We start from the raw sequence: 20,178 nt of genomic DNA on the forward strand, positions 1-20,178 counted from the left end.
TTGGGCAGGCCCGTCAGCGCGTCGAAGAACGCCAGGCGCTCGATCTCCTGCTCCGCTCGCTTGCGGTCCGTGATGTCCATCGTGAAGCCGTGCGATACCACCGAGCCATCGGGCTCGCGGTGCGGAATGGCATTGGTCATGTGCCAGCGGACGCTGCCGTCGGGCATGCGCACGCGGTATTCGCACTGCCAGGGCACCAGCTTGCGCACCGAGGTGATGGCGGAGCGCTGCACCTGGGGCAGATCCTCGGCCAGCACGCGGTGCATGAGCACGCCGTGGTCGGCCGTGACCTCGTGCGGCTCCACGCCCATGAATTCGCGCACCGCATCGCTGATGTACTGCACGCTGGTGCCGCCATCCGCGTGCAGGCGGTATTCGTAGATGAAGCCCGGAATGCGGCTGGCGATGCGCTGGATGAACAGCAGCTGTTCGCGCAACTGCTCGGCGGCGCGGTGCTCGTCCGTCACGTCCTGCACCACGCCCATCACCACCTGCACCCCGTCGCGCGGGAGCGTGCGCCGCACGCGGGAACGCATCCACCGCACCTCGCCATCGGGACGGCGCCAGCGGTATTCCACATCCCCGCCGGCTCCACGCTCGCGCACCTTGTCGAACACCTGGCGGTCTTCGGGCAGGATGCCGCTCACGGCGCGCTCCGGGTCCACCCATTCCTGCTGCTCGAAACCCGCGATCTCGCACAGCCCCGGGGACCACAGCAGCACCGTCTCGCCCGGGTCTTCGATGCGGCGCCAGTGGCCGGTGCGCGCCAGGCTCTCCATGGCGTTGAAGACCTCGGTCTGCTCGCGCAGCTCGCGGCGCACCTCCTCCAGCGCGCGTTCGGAAGCGGCCAGCGCCGAGCGCAGGGTTTCGGCCTCGGTGGCATCGCGCACCGTGACCACGATGCAGTCATTGGTCACGCGGCGGGCAGAAAGATCCCAGGCCAGCAGCAGCCGGCCCGGCTCGCGCACCACCTGGCGGCATTCGAGCGGCGCCCCCACCCGGACCACGCCGTGCAGCTGGTCCAGCAGCGCCGTGCCTTCCAGCAGGTCGAACACCTCGCTCGCATCCGCGCCCGGGTTGCGCACGGCGCCCAGGCCGGGCATGCGGCGGGCGGCGGCGTTGGCGGCCAACAGCAGCAAGCGGCCCCGCTGCAGCCGGAACTCCATCAATGCCACCGGAACGGCATCGACCAGGGCCTGCAAGCGCGCCTGCGCCATGGGCTCTATGGGGCCCTCACCAGCGGGGGCGAGGAGATCGGTCAACAGTTCGGACGAGATCACGGTCGCTCTGGAACCTCTGAAGCCTGCGGTTGGGATGGGTCCCGCCTGCGCAGGGCGGGGCCGACGGTCAAAAGCCAAAGTGCCAGCATACAGGCAAGAGTATGTCTAAACGTAACATTCGTTCAAAACCTGGGGCATTTCCCCAAGGGAAAACCCGAGGCCCGCCGGACACGCCGCAGGGACCGGCACGGGCCCGCCGCCAGGTTTCGCCGCGCGGGGCCCGCGGCGGCGCGTGCCGGGCGAACTGCTACAGTCCACGCCTCATTTCCCGGCCCCCCGCATGTCCGACACGCTCGAACACCACACCCCCATGATGCAGCAGTACCTGGCCCTGAAGGCCGGGTATCCCGAAACGCTTGTGTTCTACCGCATGGGCGATTTCTACGAGGTGTTCTATGGCGACGCCGAAAAGGCGGCGCGCCTGCTCGACATCACCCTCACGCAGCGCGGCCAGTCGGGCGGCCAGCCGGTGACCATGGCGGGCGTTCCCTTCCATGCGCTGGAGAACTACCTGGCCCGCCTCATCAAGATGGGCGAGTCGGTGGCCATCGCCGAGCAGGTGGGCGAAGTGGGCGCGGCCAAGGGGCCGGTGGAGCGCAAGGTGGTGCGGGTGGTCACGCCCGGCACGCTGACCGACACGGAGCTGCTGTCCGACAAGTCCGAATCGCTGCTCATGGCCGTGCACCAGGCGCCGCGCGCGCGCTGCGGCCTGGCGTGGCTGAGCGTGACGCAAGGGCGCGTGTACCTGGCCGAATGCGCGCAGGACGAACTGGGCGGGTGGATCGCGCGCGTGGGCCCCAGCGAGCTGATCTACAGCGCGGGCGTGACGGACCGCTTCGAGCAGCAGCTGCAGGCGCTGCGCCAGGGCGGCGCCTTCAACTGCCCCATGAGCCCCCGGCCCGACTGGCAGTTCGACAGCGCCCTGGGCGAGCGCAAGCTGCTCGAAAACCTGGGCGCCGCCAGCCTGCAGGCCTGGGGCGCGCAGGACCTGGGCGAGGCGCACGCCGCCGCGGCCGGCCTGCTGGCCTATGCCGAGCACACCCAGGGCCGCACGCTCACGCACGTGCACAGCGTGCAGGTGCAGCGCGGCGACGACCTCATCGACCTGCCCGCCACCACGCGGCGCAACCTGGAGCTCGTGAAGACCCTGCGCGGCGACGACGCGCCCACGCTGTTCTCGCTGCTGGACACCTGCATGACCGGCATGGGCAGCCGCCTGCTCAAGACCTGGCTGCTGGAGCCGCGCCGCGACCGCGCCGAGGCACGCCAGCGCCTGTCGGCCACCACAGCCTTGCGGGGTGCGGGCGGCGCAGGCGGCGGTGCGGGCCCCTGGTCCACACTGCGCGGCGAGCTCAAGGGCGTGAGCGATGTGGAGCGCATCACCGCCCGCATCGCGCTGCGCCAGGTGCGCCCGCGCGAGCTGGTCGCGCTCTGCAAGACGCTACAAAAATCAGAGCTGCTAGCGCTTTCTGGTCAAGCGCCAGAGCCCTATTTGATTCAGATCTTCAGCCACCTGCATCCGCCCGAGGGCTGCACCGCCCTGCTGTGCGCGGCCATCGCCGAGGAGCCCGCCGCGCTGGTGCGCGACGGCGGCGTGATCGCCCCGGGCTTCGACACCGAGCTCGACGAACTGCGCGCCATCCAGACCAACTGCGATGCCTTTCTGCTGGACCTGGAAACGCGCGAGAAAACCCGCACCGGCATCGCCAACCTGCGCGTGCAGTTCAACAAGGTGCACGGCTTCTATATCGAAGTGACAAGCAGCAACCTTGGCCGGGTGCCCGACGACTACCGCCGCCGCCAGACCCTGAAGAACGCCGAGCGCTTCATCACGCCCGAGCTCAAGGCCTTCGAGGACAAGGCGCTGTCGGCCAACGAGCGCGCCCTGTCGCGCGAGAAGTGGCTGTACGAGCAGATCCTCGACCAGCTCCAGCCCCACGTGCCCGCGCTCACCCGCCTGGCGCAGGCCCTGGCCACGCTGGACGTGCTGTGCACGCTGGCCGAGCGCTCGCTCACGCTGAACTGGTGCGCGCCGCAGTTCGTGCCCGAGCCCTGCATCGAGATCGAAGGGGGCCGCCACCCCGTGGTCGAGGCACGCCTGGCCGAGACGTCGAGCGGCAGCTTCATCGCCAACCACACGCGGCTGAACGCCAATACGCGCATGCAGGTCATCACCGGCCCCAACATGGGCGGCAAGTCGACCTACATGCGGCAGGTGGCGCTGATCGTGCTGCTGGCCAGCATGGGCAGCCACGTGCCGGCCGCGAGCTGCCGGCTGGGGCCCATCGACGCGATCCACACCCGCATCGGCGCGGCGGACGACCTGGCCAACGCGCAGTCGACCTTCATGCTGGAGATGACCGAGGCCGCGCAGATCCTGCACGCGGCCACGCCCCACAGCCTGGTGCTGATGGACGAGATCGGCCGGGGCACCAGCACCTTCGACGGCCTGGCGCTGGCCAGCGGCATCGCCACGCACCTGCACGACAAGACCCGCGCGTTCGCGCTCTTTGCCACGCACTACTTCGAACTGACCGAGCTGCCCGCCAAGGCGCGCCACGCGATCAACATGCACGTGAGCGCCACCGAGTCGGGCGCGGACATCGTGTTCCTGCACGAGATCCAGCCCGGGCCGGCCAGCCGCAGCTACGGGATCCAGGTGGCCAAGCTCGCGGGCATGCCCTCGCCGGTGCTGCACCACGCCCGCCATGCGCTGGCCGCGCTGGAGGAGCGCGCGGGCGAGAACGACCTGCAGGTGGACCTGTTCGCCACCCCGGCCGCGCCCGAGGGCGCGGGCGCCAGCCCGGTGGAGGCCGCGCTGGCCGGCATCAATCCCGATGCGCTGAGCCCGCGCGAGGCGCTGGATGCGCTCTACCAGCTCAAGAAGATGGCGGGCTGAGGCGACGCCACAAGGCTCCCGGCCCGGCGCCCCGGAAGGCCACCGCGGCGCCCCGGCTCAAAGATCCTGCGCCACTGGCGCCAGCTGCCCGAGCATGAAGGTGATGAACGGCGGCACACACTGCAGATGCCCGGCCACCGGTCGTGCGCGGCACTCGGTCAGGCCGGCCAGGTCGCCCGCGCCGCGATTCTGCATGGCGCGCACGGTGCTGACCGAGCTGGCGTAGGGCACCGTGCGGTCGTCGCGGCCGTGGTACAGGCGCACGGGCACGTTGGGTTTCCAGTCGTAGACGTTGCTGGCGCTGGCCAGGGCCTGCACATCGTCGGCCAGGAAGTGGTCGATGAAGCGCGTGTCGTAGGCCACGTCGGCATCGCCCGGGATGAGCGCACGCAGCAGCAGGCGGCGCACCTCGCGCTGCACGCTGCCGCCCAGGTAGCGCAGGAAGCCCGGGTTGATGAGTGCGCCGATCACCGGCTGTTCTTGCCGCACCAGGTCCACCAGGCCATCCATGGTGGTCTGCACGTTGTAGGGCCCCGCGCCCGGCACCACCATGCGCAGCTGCTGCAGGTGCGGCGATCCGCCCGCCTGCAGCGCGCGGTGCGTGGCCATGGTGACGTAGCCGCCCTCGGAGTAGCCGGTCAGAAAGAGCTGACCGTTGTCCGCCACGTTGGCCTGGCCGCGCCAGGTGCGGGCGGCCGTCAGAAAATCCGCCGTGGCGGCCGCCGAGGGCGCCGCCAGCAGGTAGGGGTGGGGCGTGCCCTTGGAGGCGCCAAAACCCACGTAGTCGGGCGCCAGCACGATGTAGCCCAGCGATGCGAGCACCACCGACACCTCCGACGCCACCGCGTTGTTGCTGGGCGCCTCGGCATCGCGGAAGATGGTGCCGTGCTGGTAGCTGAGCACCGGGCTTTTCGCACCGGCGGGCTTTTGCGGCACGCTGACCAGGCCGGAGGCGCGCACCTCCTTGCCGTCGGCATCGGTGGTGAGGTATTCGAGCCGGTAGGAGGCGACGCTGTAGCGCGGCACCACGTCCTGGGCCAGCGACTCCTTGGCGGCCAGGGCCGCGGCGATGTCGGCGGTCGGCACGGTGCCCAGCGCGGCGGCGGATTCAAGCTGGCCGGAGCGCACCGGGGCGGGCGGTGGCGCTGGCGGATTGCCACCATCGCCAGGTTCTTCCGTGCCGCCCCCGCCGCAGGCCGCCAGCAATGCAACCAGGGCCAGCGCGCAGGCGCGGCGGGTTCCAGACAGGATCAGTGGATTCTTCAACACGGCAGGGCCCTTCAGGTGAAGCGGCGGATGATAGGAGCGGCGGGCGCATGCTGCCTGGCCTGGGAGGAATAGCCCTTTGCCCCCGCGGCGGACCTTGCCTTGCCAACTGCTGTGGCCACGGGTTGGCGGCGGGGGGTTGAAGCAAGCCGATTTTTAATAAAAATAGCCTGCAGCGCTTGTCCATCCATCCTCCATTGCTATCAATTTCGCATACCCGCCACAGAGCACAGGAGAGCCGTCCGGCACCACCTCCCGAGGGGGCCTTCCCACGCCAGACTAAACTCGCGGGTTCCTCTCTTCCAACGACCCCACTTTTTCCATGACGTATTGCGTCGCCATCAAACTCAACGCCGGGCTGGTTTTCCTGTCCGATTCGCGCACCAACGCCGGCCTGGACCAGATCAGCTCTTTCCGCAAGATGATGGTGTATGAGAAGGCGGGCGACCGCTTCATGGTGCTGTTGTCGGCGGGCAACCTGTCCATTTCGCAGTCGGTGCGCGAGATCCTGCAGACCGAGCAGCTCAAGGACGGTGACTCGGGCGAGACGATCTCCATCTGGAACGCCAAGAGCATGTTCGACGCGGCCCGCGTGCTGGGCGCCGCCGTGCGCCACGTGCACGAGCGCGACGGCGCGGCGCTCAAGCGCTCGGGCGTGGACTTCAATGTGTCCATGGTGTTCGGCGGCCAGATCAAGGGCGAGGGCATGCGCCTGTTCCAGGTGTATTCGGCCGGCAACTTCATCGAGGCGACGTCCGAGACGCCGTACTTCCAGGTCGGCGAATCCAAGTACGGCAAGCCCGTGCTCGACCGCGTGCTGACGCCCGAAACACCGCTGGACGAAGCCGCCAAGTGCGCGCTGGTCTCCATGGACAGCACGCTCAAGTCCAACCTCTCGGTGGGCCTGCCGCTGGACCTCGTCGTCTATGAGGTGGACCGTTTCTCGACCGAGAAAGTGGTGTGCATCGACGAGAACAATCCCTACTTCCGCATGCTGCACGACAGCTGGGGCCAGAAGCTGCGCCAGGTGTTCGACAGCATCGAAGACCCCGCCTGGGGCGGCGGCGTGACCACCGTGCCCATCATGGTTAACCCGGCGCGCAGCAAGCCGCTCAAGAAGATCACCAACCATCTGGACAAGCTGATCTGACGGCCGCGGGGCCGCAGCGCCCGACCTTCCCTCCTGCCGGGTACCCCATGCTTCCCATCGTCTTTTCGCACGCCAACAGCTTCCCAGCGAGCACCTACCGCGTCCTTTTCAAGCACCTGCGGGCCCGCGGGTTCGAAGTGAGCGCGGTGGATCGGTATGGGCACGACCCCAGGTACCCCGTCACCAACAACTGGCCGCACCTGGTGCAGCAGCTCGCCGACTTCGCCACGGCGCAGGTCCAGCGCCTGGGTGCGCCAGTGTTTCTGGCAGGGCATTCGCTCGGCGGTTTCCTGAGCGTGATGGCAGCGGCCCGCCACCCCGAGCTCGTGCGCGGCGTGCTGCTGATCGACTCGCCCCTGCTGGGCGGCTGGAAGGCCAACGCTGTCGGCGTGGCCAAGCGCACGCAGGTGGTGGGCTCCATCTCGCCCGGCAAGATCAGCCGGCAGCGGCGCTTCAGCTGGGCCAGCAATGACGAGGCGCTGGAACACTTCCGCAAGAAGAAGGCCTTTGCACAGTGGCATCCGGACGTGTTGCAGGACTACATCAGCCACGGACTGCAGGACCACGATGGCAAGCGCGTGCTCGGATTCGACCGTGCGGTGGAAACCGCCATCTACAACACGCTGCCGCACAACCTGGGCCGGCTGCTCGGCACCCATCCGCTGCAATGCCCGGCCGCCTTCATCGGCGGGCGGGACTCGGACGAAATGAAGCAGGTGGGCATGGCCATGACGCTGCGCATCACCCAGGGCCGCACGATGATGCTCGACGGCAGCCACCTTTTCCCCATGGAGCAGCCGCTGGCCACGGCCGCCGCCATGGAGGCCTCCCTGCTCAACCTGGCGTCGCTGACCCCCTGAGCCCAGCGGTATAGCACCGGAACAGCCGCCAAAAGCGCCGAAAAAGCGCGCTGATGCGCAGGACACACAGGCCGCGCCATTTTGGGCTCCATCCTCTACACTGGAGGTTTGTTACAGCGTGATACACACATGCCTGCACGGACCCCACTGGCCGCGCGCCTGCCGGCGCTGAGCTTTGCCCTGCTGGCCGCCTTCCTGGTGGCCACGGCGGTGCGCACCCACAACGACACCACCATCGCCATCGTCACGGCCTCGGTGCTCATGTTCGCGTGCTGCTGGGCCAGCGCCACGCACCTGCTGGGCGCCCGGCCCGCGCTGCAGTTCGTGCTGATCGCCCTGGGCTTGGGCTGGTTCGCCGAGCAGATGGGTACCACGCATGGCTGGTTCTTCGGGCACTACACCTACACCGAGGTACTGGGCGCGCGGTTTGTGGATGTTCCCATCGTCATTCCCATGATGTGGTTCGCGCTGACGTATGCGGGCTACGTGATCAGCAACCTCATCGTCTGGCAGTCGCCGGTGGACGGCGCGCCGGGGCTGGGCCACGCCGCGATGCTGTCGTTCCTGGCGGCGATGATCGTCACCGCGTTCGACCTGGGCGCCGACCCCTACCTGGTCTACACCCTGAAAGCCTGGATCATGGCCAAGACCGACGGCGCCTGGTTTGGCGAAACGGTGCAGGGCTTCTTTGGCTGGGTGTTCGTGGCCTTCGTGATCATCTTTGGCTTTCGCATGTCGGTGCGCAAACTCGCGCTTCGCCCGACCAGCCCCTTCCTGCGCCGCCATGCGCTGGTGCCACTGGCCATCTACGCATCGGGCATGGTGTTCCAGATGATCCTGGGCAATCCGGTGGAGATCCGCTCGATCGCGCCGTTCGCCATGGGCATCCCGTTGCTGTGCGCCCTGGCGGGCTTTCAGCGCTGGCGCGCAACCACGGAGACCGCAGCATGAACCACGGCAAGACCCTCTCACCATCCCCGCTGTCCGATTCGGAGCTTGCAGGCATGCAGCGCCACGCCGACCCGCTGGCCGACCAGACCATCGCCGACATCCTGGGCGACTGGCCCGAAGGGGACGTGGCGATGGACGCACCGCAATGGTCGCGCATCGACACCGTGAACCGCCTGTTCGGTCAGTGGGCGGACAACGCGAGCCTGGTGGGCTGGACCGCCCAGGGCGAGGGCGTGGATGCGGCCATGTCCAAGGCCCTGGACCACTACGTGCAGACCGCCCAGGTGCTGCCGCCCTGGGCCGATGCCCGCAAGATCGAGCGCGCCGAGAAGCTGTTCATGGAACACGGGGCGCTGTCATGCATCCTGCTGTTCTGCGCCAGCCTGCCCGAGTGCTACGTGATTCCCGACCTGTCGAGCGTGCTGCACACCTCCGGCCAGCTGGAGCAGAACGCGGAGTACCGCATCCGCTCCACCGCCGCGATGATCTTTCCGGTGATGATGCATGGTGGCCTCAGCCAGCGCGGCGCCGGCGTGGCGCAGGTGCTCAAGGTACGCCTGATCCACGCCACCATCCGCAACCTGATCCTGCATGGCAGCCCCCAGAATGCCGTCAGGGACCTGCTGGCGGGCGGCGCGGGGCGTATTGCGCCGCAGGCCCTGCAGACCCAGGGCGGACGCCAGGCCATGTTCCAGACGCTGTATGCCCGTGGCTGGAACCTCCAAGGTGACGGCCTGCCCTGCAACCAGGAAGAACTGGCCTACACCCTGCTCACGTTTGGCTATGTGTTCCTGCGCAGCCTGCGCCGCCTGGGCATCGGTTTGCGGGCGGCCGACGAGGAAGCCTATCTGCATGCCTGGAACGTGGTGGGCCACATCCTGGGCATCGACCGCGCCCTGATGGTGGACACCATGGACCAGGGCAAGGCCCTGATGGCGCGGATGCAGGCCCGCGGCCGCGCCGAACCCGTCACGCCAGACCCCCGTCCCGCCCTGGGCCAGGCCCTGATGCAGACCATGGAGAACGCCCTGCCCTGGCCCATCGTGAAGCCCTTTCCCCGGCTCATGACCCGCTACCTGTGCGGGCGTGACACGGCGAGCGATCTGGGCCTGACACAGCCCGTGCCCTGGCCGTCGGCGCTGCTGTTCTGGGGAGTGCTGCTGCTGGCGCGGGCCGTCGACGTGGCTGCGCGGATGGTGCTCCCCCGCTTCTCCATCGTGCGGGCCCTCACCCGCATCCTGGGCTACCACTTCATGAGCAAGGTGCTCATGAGCCAGACCCGCCCCCTCCAGCTGCCCACCGAGCTGCTCAACCAGGTGGACGAAGTGATGCACAGCTGGAGCGATGACCCCCACGCCCCCCGCTGGCTCAACCGCATCGAGGACCGGCTGACCACCCATGGCAGCTGGAGCCTGGGCCTGGCCGGGAAGGCGCAGGCCGCCAGCGCGGGCCCGGCGCGGCAAGCCACGTAGCCGTTGTTCTCACGCCGATGCACCTGCTGCCCCGCGTTCTCCTGATGCTGGCCCGGCTTTGGCGCGCGCATTGCCGCAGGGCATCCATCCTGCTGTGGCTGCTCGCTCCCCTGGCCCTGCCCGTGGGCGCGCAGGCGGGCATGCCCCTGGTGCTCACGCAGGAGAGGCCGCAAGTGAATGCATGGGAGGCCATCACGCTCAAGGCCGACCCCACGTACCAGCTCTCGGCGCAGGACATGCTGGGCCGCCTGGACGAATTCGAGGCGCCCGCGCGGCGCGGCGGCTCGCTGGGCGTGCACAAGGCAGCGATGTGGCTGCACATCCCCATCATTGCGCCCGAGGCGCCGCGCACCCCCTGGGTGGTCAATATCGGCTACAGCTCGCTGCAGGCCGAAATGTACCTGGCCAGCGGAGGCCAGGTGCTTCAACAGGTCCGTACAAGCCCGTCTGACCAGACGCAGCGGTCCAGCCGCACGCCGGCGATGGTGTTCGACCTGCGGGCCGGGCAGCCCTACGACCTGTTGATACGCGTGCAGGCCACCGGTCCGCTGATCCTGCCCATCACGGTCAGCGAAATGCCCATTCACATGCGCCAGGCCCTGGGCGAGCAGATGCTGCAGGGCCTGCTCAACGGGCTGGCGCTCTGCCTGCTGATGTACAGCCTGATGCAGTGGGTCACGCAGCGCGATCCCATGTTCGGCTTCTATGCGCTGGTGGTGCTGGGCAGCGCGGGCTTTTCGCTGCAGTTCTTCGGCATCGGTCCGCAGTACCTGTGGCCTGGCAATCCATGGATGGATCGGTATTCGGGCCTGGTGGCGGGGCTGGCGGCCCTCGCGGGCTCGTTCCTCTTCCTGGGCCACACCCTGGCCGGCCACACGCAGGGCAGCCGGTACGCACGCACCATGCGGGCGGGCGCCGCAATCACGGCCATGGTCTGCGCAGCCGTCGTGTTCGGCTGGTTGAGCGTGCCCATCGCCATCGCGTTCATGAGCCTGGCGGGCACCCTGCCTTCCCTCATCAGCCTGCCTGCCGCCGTCGCGCGGGTGCGGCAGAAAGACCCCATCGGCGCCACCCTGCTGGTGGCCTGGATCGCCTTCGGCGTGGCCGCCGCCGTGATGGTGTGCCTGGTCCAGGGCTGGGTGCCCGCGAACTTCTGGACCCTGCACTCGTTCCAGTTCGGCGCCACGGCGGACATGCTGCTCTTCTTTCGCGTGCTGGGCCTGCGCGCCCAGGCCGCCAAGGCACAGGCCCAGGAGGCCATGCGAGAGCGCGACGTGATGCACTCGCTGGCCCACACCGATCCACTCACGGGACTGAGCAACCGGCGCGACCTGCAGCACGCCCTGGAGGCCGCGCTGGCCCAGTGTTCGCCGCAGCGGCTGGTGGCGCTGTACCTCATGGACCTGGATGGATTCAAGCCCGTGAACGACGCGCACGGCCACGATGTGGGCGACGATTTGCTCGTGGCCGTGGGCCGGCGCCTGCAGGCCAACGTGCGGCACCAGACCGACCTCGTGGCCCGGCTCGGCGGCGATGAATTCATCATCATGGCCCGCGACCTGGCGACCCCCGAGCAGGCCGAAGATCTGGGCCGCTCGCTGTTGCGGGCCTTCGAGCAGCCTTTCACATTGAGCCACCTGCACATCCAGGTGGGGCTGACCATCGGGTACGCACTGGCGCCCCTGGACAGTGATGACCCGCAGGCCCTGATGCGGCACGCAGACGCCGCGATGTACGCGGGCAAACAAGGCGGCAAGCACTCGGTGCGGCGCATCACCACCACACCGGCGCTGGCGGGATGATGGAGCACCGCAGCCCCTTGTCGCCCTGCAGGCCGGGGAGCAACATGGCAAGCACAGATGGCAACGCGCCCGCCGTGAATCCATGCTCGCGCAGTGGCACGCTGGCCGCTGTGGCGAACATCCGACAGCGCGCCCACAGCGTCCGGACGGGCGGGGCCGGCGGGGCGGGCATCACATCCTCCCTGGAAGCGCGGGACCCCGGCGTGCGCAAATACCGCGTGCCAGGCGTTGCGGGCCTTCCTATACTCACAGCGCATTGACGAGCACCATGCGCCCAGTCCCTTCCCTGCTCCCGTGGCAATGGCTGCCGGCCCCGGCCTGGCAATGGGTGCTGGGATGCCTGCTGCTGCTCGTGCACGCGGGCGAGGGCTGCCAGGCCGCCACGGACCGGCTGCTTCTGCGCGACGACGTGCCTTCGGTCAACGTCTGGCCAGCGGTCACGGTGCTGGCCGATCCCACCCGGCTGCAGTCGGTGCAGGATGCGATGGCCCGCGCCCCGGATTTCTCCGCGCCGCCCGGAACCAGCGGAACACTGGGCGTGCGGTCCGACGCCATGTGGATCCGCATCCCGCTGACGGTATCGCCCACCTCCGACGGCATCTGGATCGCCGACATCGACTACCCGGTTCTCAACCGCGTCGAGGTCTATCTCACCACAGACGGCCATGTCAGCCAGCAGGCCACGCTGGGCAGCCTGCAGCCTTTTTCACAAAGACCTCTGCGCAGCCGCACCCACGCCCTGGCCCTCGCCATGCAGCCCGGGCACGACTACGACCTGCTGCTGCGCGTGGAAACCCGGGGCGCCATGGTGCTGCCGGTCACGCTGAACAAACCCACCGCATGGCACAGCGCCGCGATGAACGAGCAGATGCTGCAGGGCATCCTGACGGGCCTGGCACTGTGCCTGCTGGTTTACAGCCTGGCGCAATGGATCAATCTGCGGGACGTGCTGTTCATCCAGTACGCGCTGCTGCTCACGGGCAGCCTGCTGTTCTCACTGCATCTCTTCGGCCTGGGCACGCAGTACCTCTGGCAGGACAGCCTCTGGTTCGAAGTCCACGCGGCGGGCCTGTCCGCGCTGATGGCCACCTGCGGATCGTTTCTCTTCATCAGCCAGGCCCTCGTGGGGCACCGCCCCAAGAGCCTCCTGCTGCGCACGATGCGCGGTGGCGCCCTGCTGTGCGTGCTGCTGGCTTTCATCCATGCGCTGGACATCCTGAGCACGCCGGCCGTTGCCGCCATCGTGAGTATCCTCGGCCTGGTTCCCGCGCTCATGGGCATCCCGGGCGCCGTGCGCCGCGCGCGCCAGGGCGACCCCGTGGGCAGCAGCCTGCTGCTGGCGTGGCTGGTCTACTTCGCGGCCACGGCCACGGTGATCGGCGTGATCCGTGGCTGGGTGCCGGTGAACTTCTGGACCCTGCACTCCTTCGAGTTCGGCGCGACGCTGGACATGCTGCTCTTCATGCGCGTGCTGGGCCTGCGCACCAAGGCACTGCGCCTGGAGGCGCTGGACGCCAACCGCGAGCGCGACGCCATGCGCTCCCTCGCGCACACGGACCCCTTGACCGGCCTGCCCAACCGGCGCGGCCTGAACATCGCGCTGGCATCCGCACTGGCGCGCTGCGGGCCCGACAAGCTGCTGGCCGTGTACGTGATGGACCTGGATGGGTTCAAGCCCGTGAACGACCAGCACGGCCACGACGTGGGCGACGAATTGCTCGTCGCGGTGACCCGGCGCCTGCAGGGCCACGTGCGCCAGAGCGACGTGGTGGCCCGCCTGGGGGGTGATGAGTTCGTCGTGATGACGGGCCACCTGGGCAGCGAACAACAGGCGCAGGAGCTGGGGCACAAGCTACTGGACGCATTCCGCTCGCCCTTCTCGCTGGGCAACGTGCGGGTGGAAGTGGGCCTGACCATCGGCTATGCCATTGCCCCGGACGACAGCAACGATGCCATCGGTCTTCTGAAGCTGGCGGATGCGGCCATGTACAGCGGCAAGCAGGGCGGCAAATTCTGCCTTCGGCGCAATACCGGCGACCTCGCACTGTCCTCCGCCTGAGCACCGCCGGCAACACGGGCCATTCCGAACTGGTCAAACAGCCTGGCTTCAGTTAAACACGGGACTTCGCGTTTTCACGAAGGATTGTTCGCCATGGCCCATCGCAAAAGTCCCGCCCGCGTTGCCAAAGACGCCCGCATCGCGCACTTCCGGTCGCTTGCCGCCCGGCAGGCCACCGCCCAGAACGCGCCCGGCGCGACACTCACCTGGGACGCGGTCGCTGCGCTGGAGGCCAGGCTGGTGGGCCGCATCGTGCTGCCATCGAGCCCCGACTACAACGCGGCCCGCCAGGAGTCCAATCCCGCGTTTCAGGCCTATCCCGAGATCATCGTGTACTGCGCGTGCGAGAACGATGTGCTCGAATGCCTTTCCGTCGCGCGCACCTATCAGGTCTGGGTGGCCGTGCGTTGCGGCGGTCACAGCACGGCGGGCTATTCCGTCAACAGCGGCATGGTGGTGGACCTGAGCGAACTGCAGGGCGTGGTGCTCGATCCCGCCCGGGAACGCGTCTACGTGCTGCCGGGTACGGATTTCGATCATTTCAACGGCGCCCTGAACCACACCGGCTGGCACGTGCCCACCGGGGCATGCGGCAGCGTCTGCGTGGGCGGGTTCGTGCAGGGGGGCGGCTACGGCTATACGTCGCGCGCCTTCGGCATCCAGAGCGACCTCGTGGAGTCGTTGCGGGTGGCGCTGGCCGACGGCACCATCGTCACCGCCAGCGCGCAGGAGAACCCCGATCTCTACTGGGCACTGCGGGGCGGCACGGGCGGCAACTTCGGGGTGCTGCTGCAGGTCACCTACCGCATGCTGAGGCTGGACCAGGTGTGGGCCTGGGCCATCAGCTGGGATGCGGCGCACGCGGCGGACGTGCTCACGACAATGCAGGCCCACTACATGAAAACCGGGGCCCCCGATGCGCTGGGCTACATGATGAATCTGGGCTACCAGAACGGTGTGCCGGTCTATATGGCGCAAGGCATGTTCTGCGGCACGCGCGAGGCGGGCATGCAGGCCATCGCACGGCTGATGGCGATCCCGAGCGCGCAGCTGCTGGTCGACAAGACGGGCACCTACCCCGAGATGAACATCTGGCTCGAGGACCATCCCTACACCTTGCCGGACAACCTGCCCGACGGCGTGGCGGAGACCAAGGCCAGCGGCTACATCAGCGCGCCTTTGTCGCGCTCGGACTGGCAGCGCATCATCGACTACTTCCAGACCTCCCCCAATCCCTGGTCGCTCGCATACCTGGAGCCCTATGGCGGCGCCATCAACCGCTACCCGGTGGCCGACAGCGCCTTCATCCACCGCCATGTCGATGCAGACCTGGTGGTGGACGTGTTCTGGACCAATGCTCAGGAGCGCACCCAGATGGAAGCCTGGCTCGATGGCTTCATGAACCTGGTCAAGCCGTTCCTGAACGGGCATGTGTACCAGAACTACCCGGACGCGAGCCTGCAGGACTTCCCCACGGCCTACTGGGGCCCGGCCTATCCGCGCCTTCAGCAGGTCAAGGCGCGGTACGACCCCTCGAACTTCTTCCACTTCCAGCAGAGCATCCGGCTGCCCAACGGCTGAGCAAGCCGCGCGGCCCCGGCGCCGGGGCCAGGGCCCCCGATCCGGCAGGCTCTCAAGGGCAGACGGCGTCCGCGTAGTGCAGCCGGCCCTTGCCCGCGCGCTTGGCGGAATACATCGCCTGGTCCGCCCGGTTCATCAGGGCATCGATGTCGCCCTCCAGCGGGGGGTGCACCGCGACACCGATGCTGGCGCCGACGAACAGATCCCGCCCTTCCACGGTCATGGCCTGGTGCAGCGCGTCAATGATGCGCTGGCCGATGGTGTCGGTCACATCGCGCGTCACGTCCCGGTCCAGCATGACAAGGAATTCGTCGCCGCCCAGGCGCGCCAGGGTGTCGCCCGCACGCACCGTGCTGGCAATGCGCTGGGCGACGATGCGCAGCACCTCGTCGCCGGCGCGATGGCCTTCGGAATCGTTCACGCCCTTGAAGCCGTCCAGGTCGATGAACAGCAGCGCCACGGAGCCCGCATTGCGCCGCGCCTGGCTCAGGGATTGCTCCAGCCGGTTCTGAAAGGCCGCCCGGTTGAAAAGGCCCGTGAGCGAATCATGGTTGGCCAGGTAGTGCTGCTGGCGTGCGATCTGGATCTTGGCCGAGACGTCCTGCACCAGCGCCATGATCGAAGTGACCTGGCCCTGGGCATCGGTCAACGCGGAGTTGAACCACTCGCAATGCACCTCGGTCCCGTCCTCCCGCGTGAAGCAGGTCTCCGCGCGGTTCTGGGACTCCTGCCCGGACTGCAGGCGCTGCAGGGCATGCTCGAGCCCATCGTCCTGGGACGACAGGTCCACGAGCTCCGTCAGCAGCCGCCCCTCCAGCCCCGCCACATGCAGCCAGCCCATGAGCTGCACGGCACGCTGCGAACAATGCAGGAGCTTGAGGTTGTGGTCCATCTCCAGCACCGCGAGCGGGCTGTTTTCCATGTGCGAGGAAAGCCGCTGGTTGGCGGCGCGCAGCGCGTTCATGGTGACCTGCAGCTCATGGACGTCGAGCGCCGTGGTAATGAAGCCATCGATCACGCCGTGCGGGTTGTGCCAGGGCGTCAGGCAGATGGTGCGCCATTCGTCAAAGCCATAGGGCGTGCGCAGCAGGCGCTGGTACTGCACGCGCTCGCCCTGCAGCACGCGCTCGACAAAGGGCATGAAGCGCGCGCAATCGATCTCGCCGTACACCTCCACCAGGGACTTTCCGATCAGGTGGTGGGGCACGGTGCCGAACCACCGGGCATACTCATCGTTGACATAGATCATGGTCAGGCTGCGGTCCACCACAGCCATGGTCGCCCCGGCGCTGCGGGTGATCAGATCGAGCAATTCCGCTTTGGACCAGGACTCCTTGCGGGCGGCGTAGGCGGGCGGCGGCAACTCAGGCTCGTCTTGCATCATGCGGCGAAAGCCCCCGGCGGGGAAAGGATCATCAACAGATGAGGCAACACGCGCCGGCCCCGCCGTGGCGGAACGCGTTTCGCATTGCCCTGCTACAGGTAACAGTGTGTCTACCCCAGCTTATCACTTTCGATGGGCACCCGTCCCCGGCCTGCCTGCGGGTGCTCTCGCCCCCACCGCGTTCTTTCGCACCGGCGGCCAGGTCCGCCCACGCCGCTACCGGCAGCAGCGGTACGCCAGGCCCACGGTCACGGAGTACCCCGTGGGCTCCACCGTCAGCGGGCTGCGGCGTGCGTCGCCCTTGAGCTGCGACACGCGCGCGGCACCCAGCACGACCCAGTGGCGATTGATGGCGGACATGACCTCCACGCCCGCATCCACGCTGTACAGCCCGGCGCCGGGGTCAAATGCCGGCAAGGGGCTGGCACCGCCCGCCGGCACGCCGAAATGGCCGCGCAGGTAGCTGCGGTCGCCAAAGCTGGCACCCGCGCCGAAGGTCACCGTGGTCTGCGCGGTGACGGGCCATGCATACCCGACGCTGGCGGACATCTGCGCGCCCCCGTCGCGCCCGAGAATGTCCTGCGAGAAGCCCGCGCCCACGGACCACCGCGGCGTCAGCGCATACCCGGCACTCACCCTCGCGCGCAAGGTGGAGCGCACCGAGGGCAGCCCCACGAGGATGGGCGCATCCGATCCATCGCGCCCCTTGTCGATGCGCAGCGACGCGCCCAGGTGAAATTGGTCCCCCTGCGCCAGCGTAGCACTGGCGCCCGATTCGCGTGGACCGAGCCCGTGGCCCATGAAGGCGCTCCCGCGCGATGTGCTGAGCCGAAAGCGCCCATACTCGATCGCCCATGCCGGCCGCAGGCTGTTCTTGCGGCCATCGCCCCCCGCATAGTCGGGGCTGGAGCCCATGATGGCGCCCAGCGCATAGTTGAACTGGGGGGCGGGCGGCCCCTCGGCAGCGCGCGATTGCGCGCCGCGCGCCAGCGGCGTGGCGCCCAGGCACGCCAGCGCCGCAGCACAGGACCACAGACAGGCAAACGGAACAGGACGGTTCATGCGCGGATTATCAGCCCGCCCATTGCACCCAGCCCGTCCATGCGGTCGCCAGGACGACGATGCCGAACACGATACGGTAGTATGCAAACGGCACGAAGCTGTGGCTGCTGATGTAGCGCAGCAGCCAGCGCACGCAGAGCCAGGCGCTGACGAACGAGAACACCAGGCCGGTCGCGAACATCGGAATGTCGGCCACCGACAGCAGCGCGCGCTCCTTGTACAGGCTGTACACCCCGGCACCGATCAGCGTGGGGATGGCCAGGAAGAACGAGAAGTCCGTGGCCGCCTTGCGCGACAGGCCCAGCAGCATCCCGCCGATGATGGTGGCGCCGCTGCGGCTGGTGCCCGGCACCATGGCCAGGCACTGCACCAGGCCGACCTTGAGCGCATCGAGCGGCGTCATCTCATCCACCGTCTGGATGCGCGTGGCGGACGGCGGGCGGCGCTCGGCCCACAGGATGATGAAGCCGCCGACGATGAAGGTGCTGGCCACCACGACCGGCGTGAAGAGGTGCGCCTTGATCATCTTGCCAAGCAGCAGGCCCAGCACCACGGCCGGCAGGAAGCCGATCAGCACGTTGAGCGCGAACCGCTGCGCCTGGCGCTCGGTGGGCAGGGCCACGAGCGTCTCGCGGATCTTCTGCCAGTACACCAGGATGACGGCGAAGATGGCGCCCGTCTGGATGGCGATGTCGAACACCTTGGCCTTGGCGTCGTCGAAACCCAGCAGCGAGCCCGCCAGGATCAGGTGCCCCGTGGAGGAAATGGGCAGGAACTCGGTCAGGCCTTCGACCACGCCCATGATGGCGGCCTTGACCAGCAATACAACGTCCACGCGCGCTCCTTGAGAAAACTTTAAGTCAAATCAGCCCCTACCGCTTATCTGACAAGCGCTAGCAGCTATCAAAACAGGAGTATATGCGCAGCGGGACCTGGCACCCCTCAGGACCGTGCCTGCGGGAGCGTCTGCCCAGTTGTCTGTTGCGGCACCTGCCACGGTGCCTGCCACCCGCCGCCCAGCGCCTGCACCAGCGTCACCACCGCGAGCTGGCGGTTGACCTGCAGCTGCAGCAGCGCGCGCTGCGCAGAGAGTGCCGAGACCTGGGCCGTCACGACCTCCGTGTAGCTCACCTGCCCTTCGCGGTAGCGGTTGAGCAGTTGCTGCGCGGTGCGCTCCGCCGCGGCCACCGCCTCGCGGCGCAGGGGCTCCTGCTCCTGCAGCGTGCGCAGCACCGTGAGCTGGTCTTCCGCCGTCTGGAAGGCCGTCAGCACCGTCTGGCGGTAGACCGCCACGCGGCCCTCGCGCGCGGCCTGGGCTTCTTCCACGCGGGCCGCGGTGGCCCCGGCATCGAAGATCGTCTGCGCCACCGACAGCCCGAGCGACCACACCAGCGTGGACGCCTTGAACAGGTCGGCCACGCTGCTGCCCCCGCTGCCCACCGACGCGCCCAGGCTCAGGTTCGGAAAGTAGCCCGCGCGCTGGATGCCGATCTGCGCATTGGCGGCCGCCACCGCGCGCTCGGCCGCCGCGATGTCGGGCCGGCGCTGCAGCAGCGTCGAGGGCACGCCCAGCGGAACCTCGGGCACCGCCGCCACCCACTGCGCGCGCGGCAGCGAAAAATCGGCCGGGGCGCGCCCGGTCAGCACGGCCAGCGCATGCTCGAAGCGCGCGCGGTTTTGCCGCACGGTGGCCAGGTCGGCGCGCGCATTGGCCAGCTGGGTCTGTGCCTGCAGCACATCGGTCTGGGCCACCACGCCCGCGCCGTAACGGTTGCGGGCGATCTGCAGGCTGCGCTCATAGCCCTCCACCGTGGCCTGCAGCAGCTCGATCTCCGCATCCGCCTCGCGCAGCTGGAAGTAGGCCGAGGCCAGCGTGCCCACGGCCGACAGGCGCGCGGAGGCCAGGTCCGCCTCGCTCGCCTGCGCGCTGGCCTGGGCGCTGTTCACGCCGCTTTGCAGGCGTCCCCAGAGGTCCGGCGCCCAGTCCACCCCCAGCGATGCCTGGGTGGACAGGCCCGAGCGCGTGGCGCCCTCGCCGCCCGTGCGCGTGGCGCCGCCCGAGAGGCTCACGGACGGCAGCAGGCCCGCGCGCTGTTGCCGCACCACGGCCTGCGCCTGCGCGTAGGCCGCCACGGCGGCGGCGATGTTCTGGTTGGACAGCTGCACCTGCTCGGCCAGGCGGTTGAGCTCGGCATCCTGGAACAGCTCCCACCAGGGGCCACGGTCCAGCGCGTCGGCAGGCGCCGCGGGGGCCCAGGTGGCACCCGCCTCCTTGAACGACGTGGGCACCGCCATGTCGGGTTGCTGGTAAGGCGGCGTGACCGAGCAGGCGGACAGCAGGGCCGCGATGGCCACCACCAGCGCCAGGGAGGCCGGACGGGCCATGGGGCGTGGCGCAGGGTGGCGGGCGGC

At 68.6% G+C, this 20,178-nt stretch carries 14 protein-coding genes; 8 read left to right on the plus strand and 6 right to left on the minus strand.

The features are described from left to right. On the minus strand, nt 1-1,280 hold a 1,280-nt coding region (locus tag AC07OC_RS24195), incomplete at its 3' end, for a PAS domain-containing protein (protein WP_492910597.1). A 280-nt stretch (nt 1,281-1,560) separates the two neighbouring features. On the opposite strand from AC07OC_RS24195, the gene mutS reads away from it, so the two are divergent. After that, entirely contained in the window at nt 1,561-4,179 is a 2,619-nt protein-coding gene (mutS, locus tag AC07OC_RS24200) for a DNA mismatch repair protein MutS (RefSeq protein WP_218341644.1), read from the plus strand. 57 nt (nt 4,180-4,236) lie between these two features. Here the strand turns inward: mutS and AC07OC_RS24205 are convergent, their stop codons facing one another. After that, on the minus strand, nt 4,237-5,448 hold the full coding sequence (locus AC07OC_RS24205; protein WP_370627878.1) for an alpha/beta hydrolase family protein: 1,212 nt from the start codon (nt 5,446-5,448) through the stop codon (nt 4,237-4,239). Between the two features lie 319 nt (nt 5,449-5,767). Between AC07OC_RS24205 and AC07OC_RS24210 the strand changes: the two genes are divergently transcribed. The 7 genes from AC07OC_RS24210 to AC07OC_RS24240 all read left to right on the plus strand — a co-directional run bounded on the left by AC07OC_RS24210 (nt 5,768) and on the right by AC07OC_RS24240 (nt 15,320). After that, nucleotides 5,768-6,595 carry a proteasome-type protease gene (locus tag AC07OC_RS24210; RefSeq protein WP_218293832.1) on the plus strand — a complete coding sequence of 276 codons (828 nt, stop codon included), beginning with the start codon at nt 5,768-5,770 and terminating at the stop codon, nt 6,593-6,595. A 47-nt stretch (nt 6,596-6,642) separates the two neighbouring features. Beyond that, nucleotides 6,643-7,455, plus strand: a complete 813-nt coding sequence (locus AC07OC_RS24215) for an alpha/beta fold hydrolase (protein WP_492245753.1) — start codon at nt 6,643-6,645, stop codon at nt 7,453-7,455. Nucleotides 7,456-7,584: 129 nt separating this feature from the next. Next, nucleotides 7,585-8,406: a carotenoid biosynthesis protein gene (locus AC07OC_RS24220; RefSeq protein ID WP_218293830.1), complete on the plus strand. Its 822-nt coding sequence runs from the start codon at nt 7,585-7,587 to the stop codon at nt 8,404-8,406. Beyond that, a complete protein-coding gene (locus AC07OC_RS24225; RefSeq protein ID WP_494602438.1) occupies nt 8,403-9,878 on the plus strand; it encodes an oxygenase MpaB family protein in 1,476 nt (491 codons plus the stop codon). Before AC07OC_RS24220 ends, AC07OC_RS24225 begins: the two co-directional genes overlap by 4 nt. 44 nt (nt 9,879-9,922) lie before the next feature. Further along, complete coding sequence (locus tag AC07OC_RS24230; protein ID WP_494602483.1) at nt 9,923-11,680, plus strand: diguanylate cyclase domain-containing protein; 1,758 nt, start codon at nt 9,923-9,925, stop codon at nt 11,678-11,680. Between the two features lie 268 nt (nt 11,681-11,948). After that, nucleotides 11,949-13,739, plus strand: coding sequence for a diguanylate cyclase (locus tag AC07OC_RS24235; RefSeq protein ID WP_218341647.1), 1,791 nt, complete (start codon nt 11,949-11,951; stop codon nt 13,737-13,739). Between the two features lie 93 nt (nt 13,740-13,832). Beyond that, the gene (locus AC07OC_RS24240; RefSeq protein WP_218341648.1) at nt 13,833-15,320 is read left to right on the plus strand and encodes an FAD-binding oxidoreductase; all 1,488 of its coding nucleotides are present in this window, start codon (nt 13,833-13,835) and stop codon (nt 15,318-15,320) included. Nucleotides 15,321-15,372: 52 nt separating this feature from the next. Here AC07OC_RS24240 and AC07OC_RS24245 read toward each other — a convergent pair whose 3' ends face one another. The 4 genes from AC07OC_RS24245 to AC07OC_RS24260 all read right to left on the minus strand — a co-directional run bounded on the left by AC07OC_RS24245 (nt 15,373) and on the right by AC07OC_RS24260 (nt 20,151). Then, nucleotides 15,373-16,704 carry a diguanylate cyclase domain-containing protein gene (locus AC07OC_RS24245; RefSeq protein WP_218293826.1) on the minus strand — a complete coding sequence of 444 codons (1,332 nt, stop codon included), beginning with the start codon at nt 16,702-16,704 and terminating at the stop codon, nt 15,373-15,375. Nucleotides 16,705-16,920: 216 nt separating this feature from the next. Continuing rightward, on the minus strand, nt 16,921-17,766 hold the full coding sequence (locus tag AC07OC_RS24250; RefSeq protein ID WP_255591799.1) for a MipA/OmpV family protein: 846 nt from the start codon (nt 17,764-17,766) through the stop codon (nt 16,921-16,923). A gap of 10 nt (nt 17,767-17,776) precedes the next feature. After that, nucleotides 17,777-18,601 (minus strand): undecaprenyl-diphosphate phosphatase, encoded by an 825-nt coding sequence (locus AC07OC_RS24255; RefSeq protein WP_218293825.1) that lies wholly within the window; start codon nt 18,599-18,601, stop codon nt 17,777-17,779. 107 nt (nt 18,602-18,708) lie between these two features. Then, nucleotides 18,709-20,151, minus strand: coding sequence for an efflux transporter outer membrane subunit (locus AC07OC_RS24260; protein ID WP_494602485.1), 1,443 nt, complete (start codon nt 20,149-20,151; stop codon nt 18,709-18,711). Between the last annotated feature and the right edge of the window lie 27 nt (nt 20,152-20,178).

This window comes from Acidovorax sp. GW821-FHT10E04 (assembly GCF_059415185.1).

What these genes read in the sequence shown, in the direction of transcription:
- AC07OC_RS24240 (WP_218341648.1), top strand. Translation starts at nt 13,833, where the DNA reads ATGGCCCATCGCAAAAGTCCCGCCCGCGTTGCCAAAGACGCCCGCATC.
- AC07OC_RS24210 (WP_218293832.1), top strand. Translation starts at nt 5,768, where the DNA reads ATGACGTATTGCGTCGCCATCAAACTCAACGCCGGGCTGGTTTTCCTG.
- AC07OC_RS24230 (WP_494602483.1), top strand. Translation starts at nt 9,923, where the DNA reads ATGCTGGCCCGGCTTTGGCGCGCGCATTGCCGCAGGGCATCCATCCTG.
- mutS (WP_218341644.1), top strand. Translation starts at nt 1,561, where the DNA reads ATGTCCGACACGCTCGAACACCACACCCCCATGATGCAGCAGTACCTG.
- AC07OC_RS24220 (WP_218293830.1), top strand. Translation starts at nt 7,585, where the DNA reads ATGCCTGCACGGACCCCACTGGCCGCGCGCCTGCCGGCGCTGAGCTTT.
- AC07OC_RS24225 (WP_494602438.1), top strand. Translation starts at nt 8,403, where the DNA reads ATGAACCACGGCAAGACCCTCTCACCATCCCCGCTGTCCGATTCGGAG.
- AC07OC_RS24245 (WP_218293826.1), bottom strand. Translation starts at nt 16,704, where the DNA reads ATGATGCAAGACGAGCCTGAGTTGCCGCCGCCCGCCTACGCCGCCCGC.
- AC07OC_RS24215 (WP_492245753.1), top strand. Translation starts at nt 6,643, where the DNA reads ATGCTTCCCATCGTCTTTTCGCACGCCAACAGCTTCCCAGCGAGCACC.
- AC07OC_RS24235 (WP_218341647.1), top strand. Translation starts at nt 11,949, where the DNA reads ATGCGCCCAGTCCCTTCCCTGCTCCCGTGGCAATGGCTGCCGGCCCCG.
- AC07OC_RS24250 (WP_255591799.1), bottom strand. Translation starts at nt 17,766, where the DNA reads ATGAACCGTCCTGTTCCGTTTGCCTGTCTGTGGTCCTGTGCTGCGGCG.
- AC07OC_RS24260 (WP_494602485.1), bottom strand. Translation starts at nt 20,151, where the DNA reads ATGGCCCGTCCGGCCTCCCTGGCGCTGGTGGTGGCCATCGCGGCCCTG.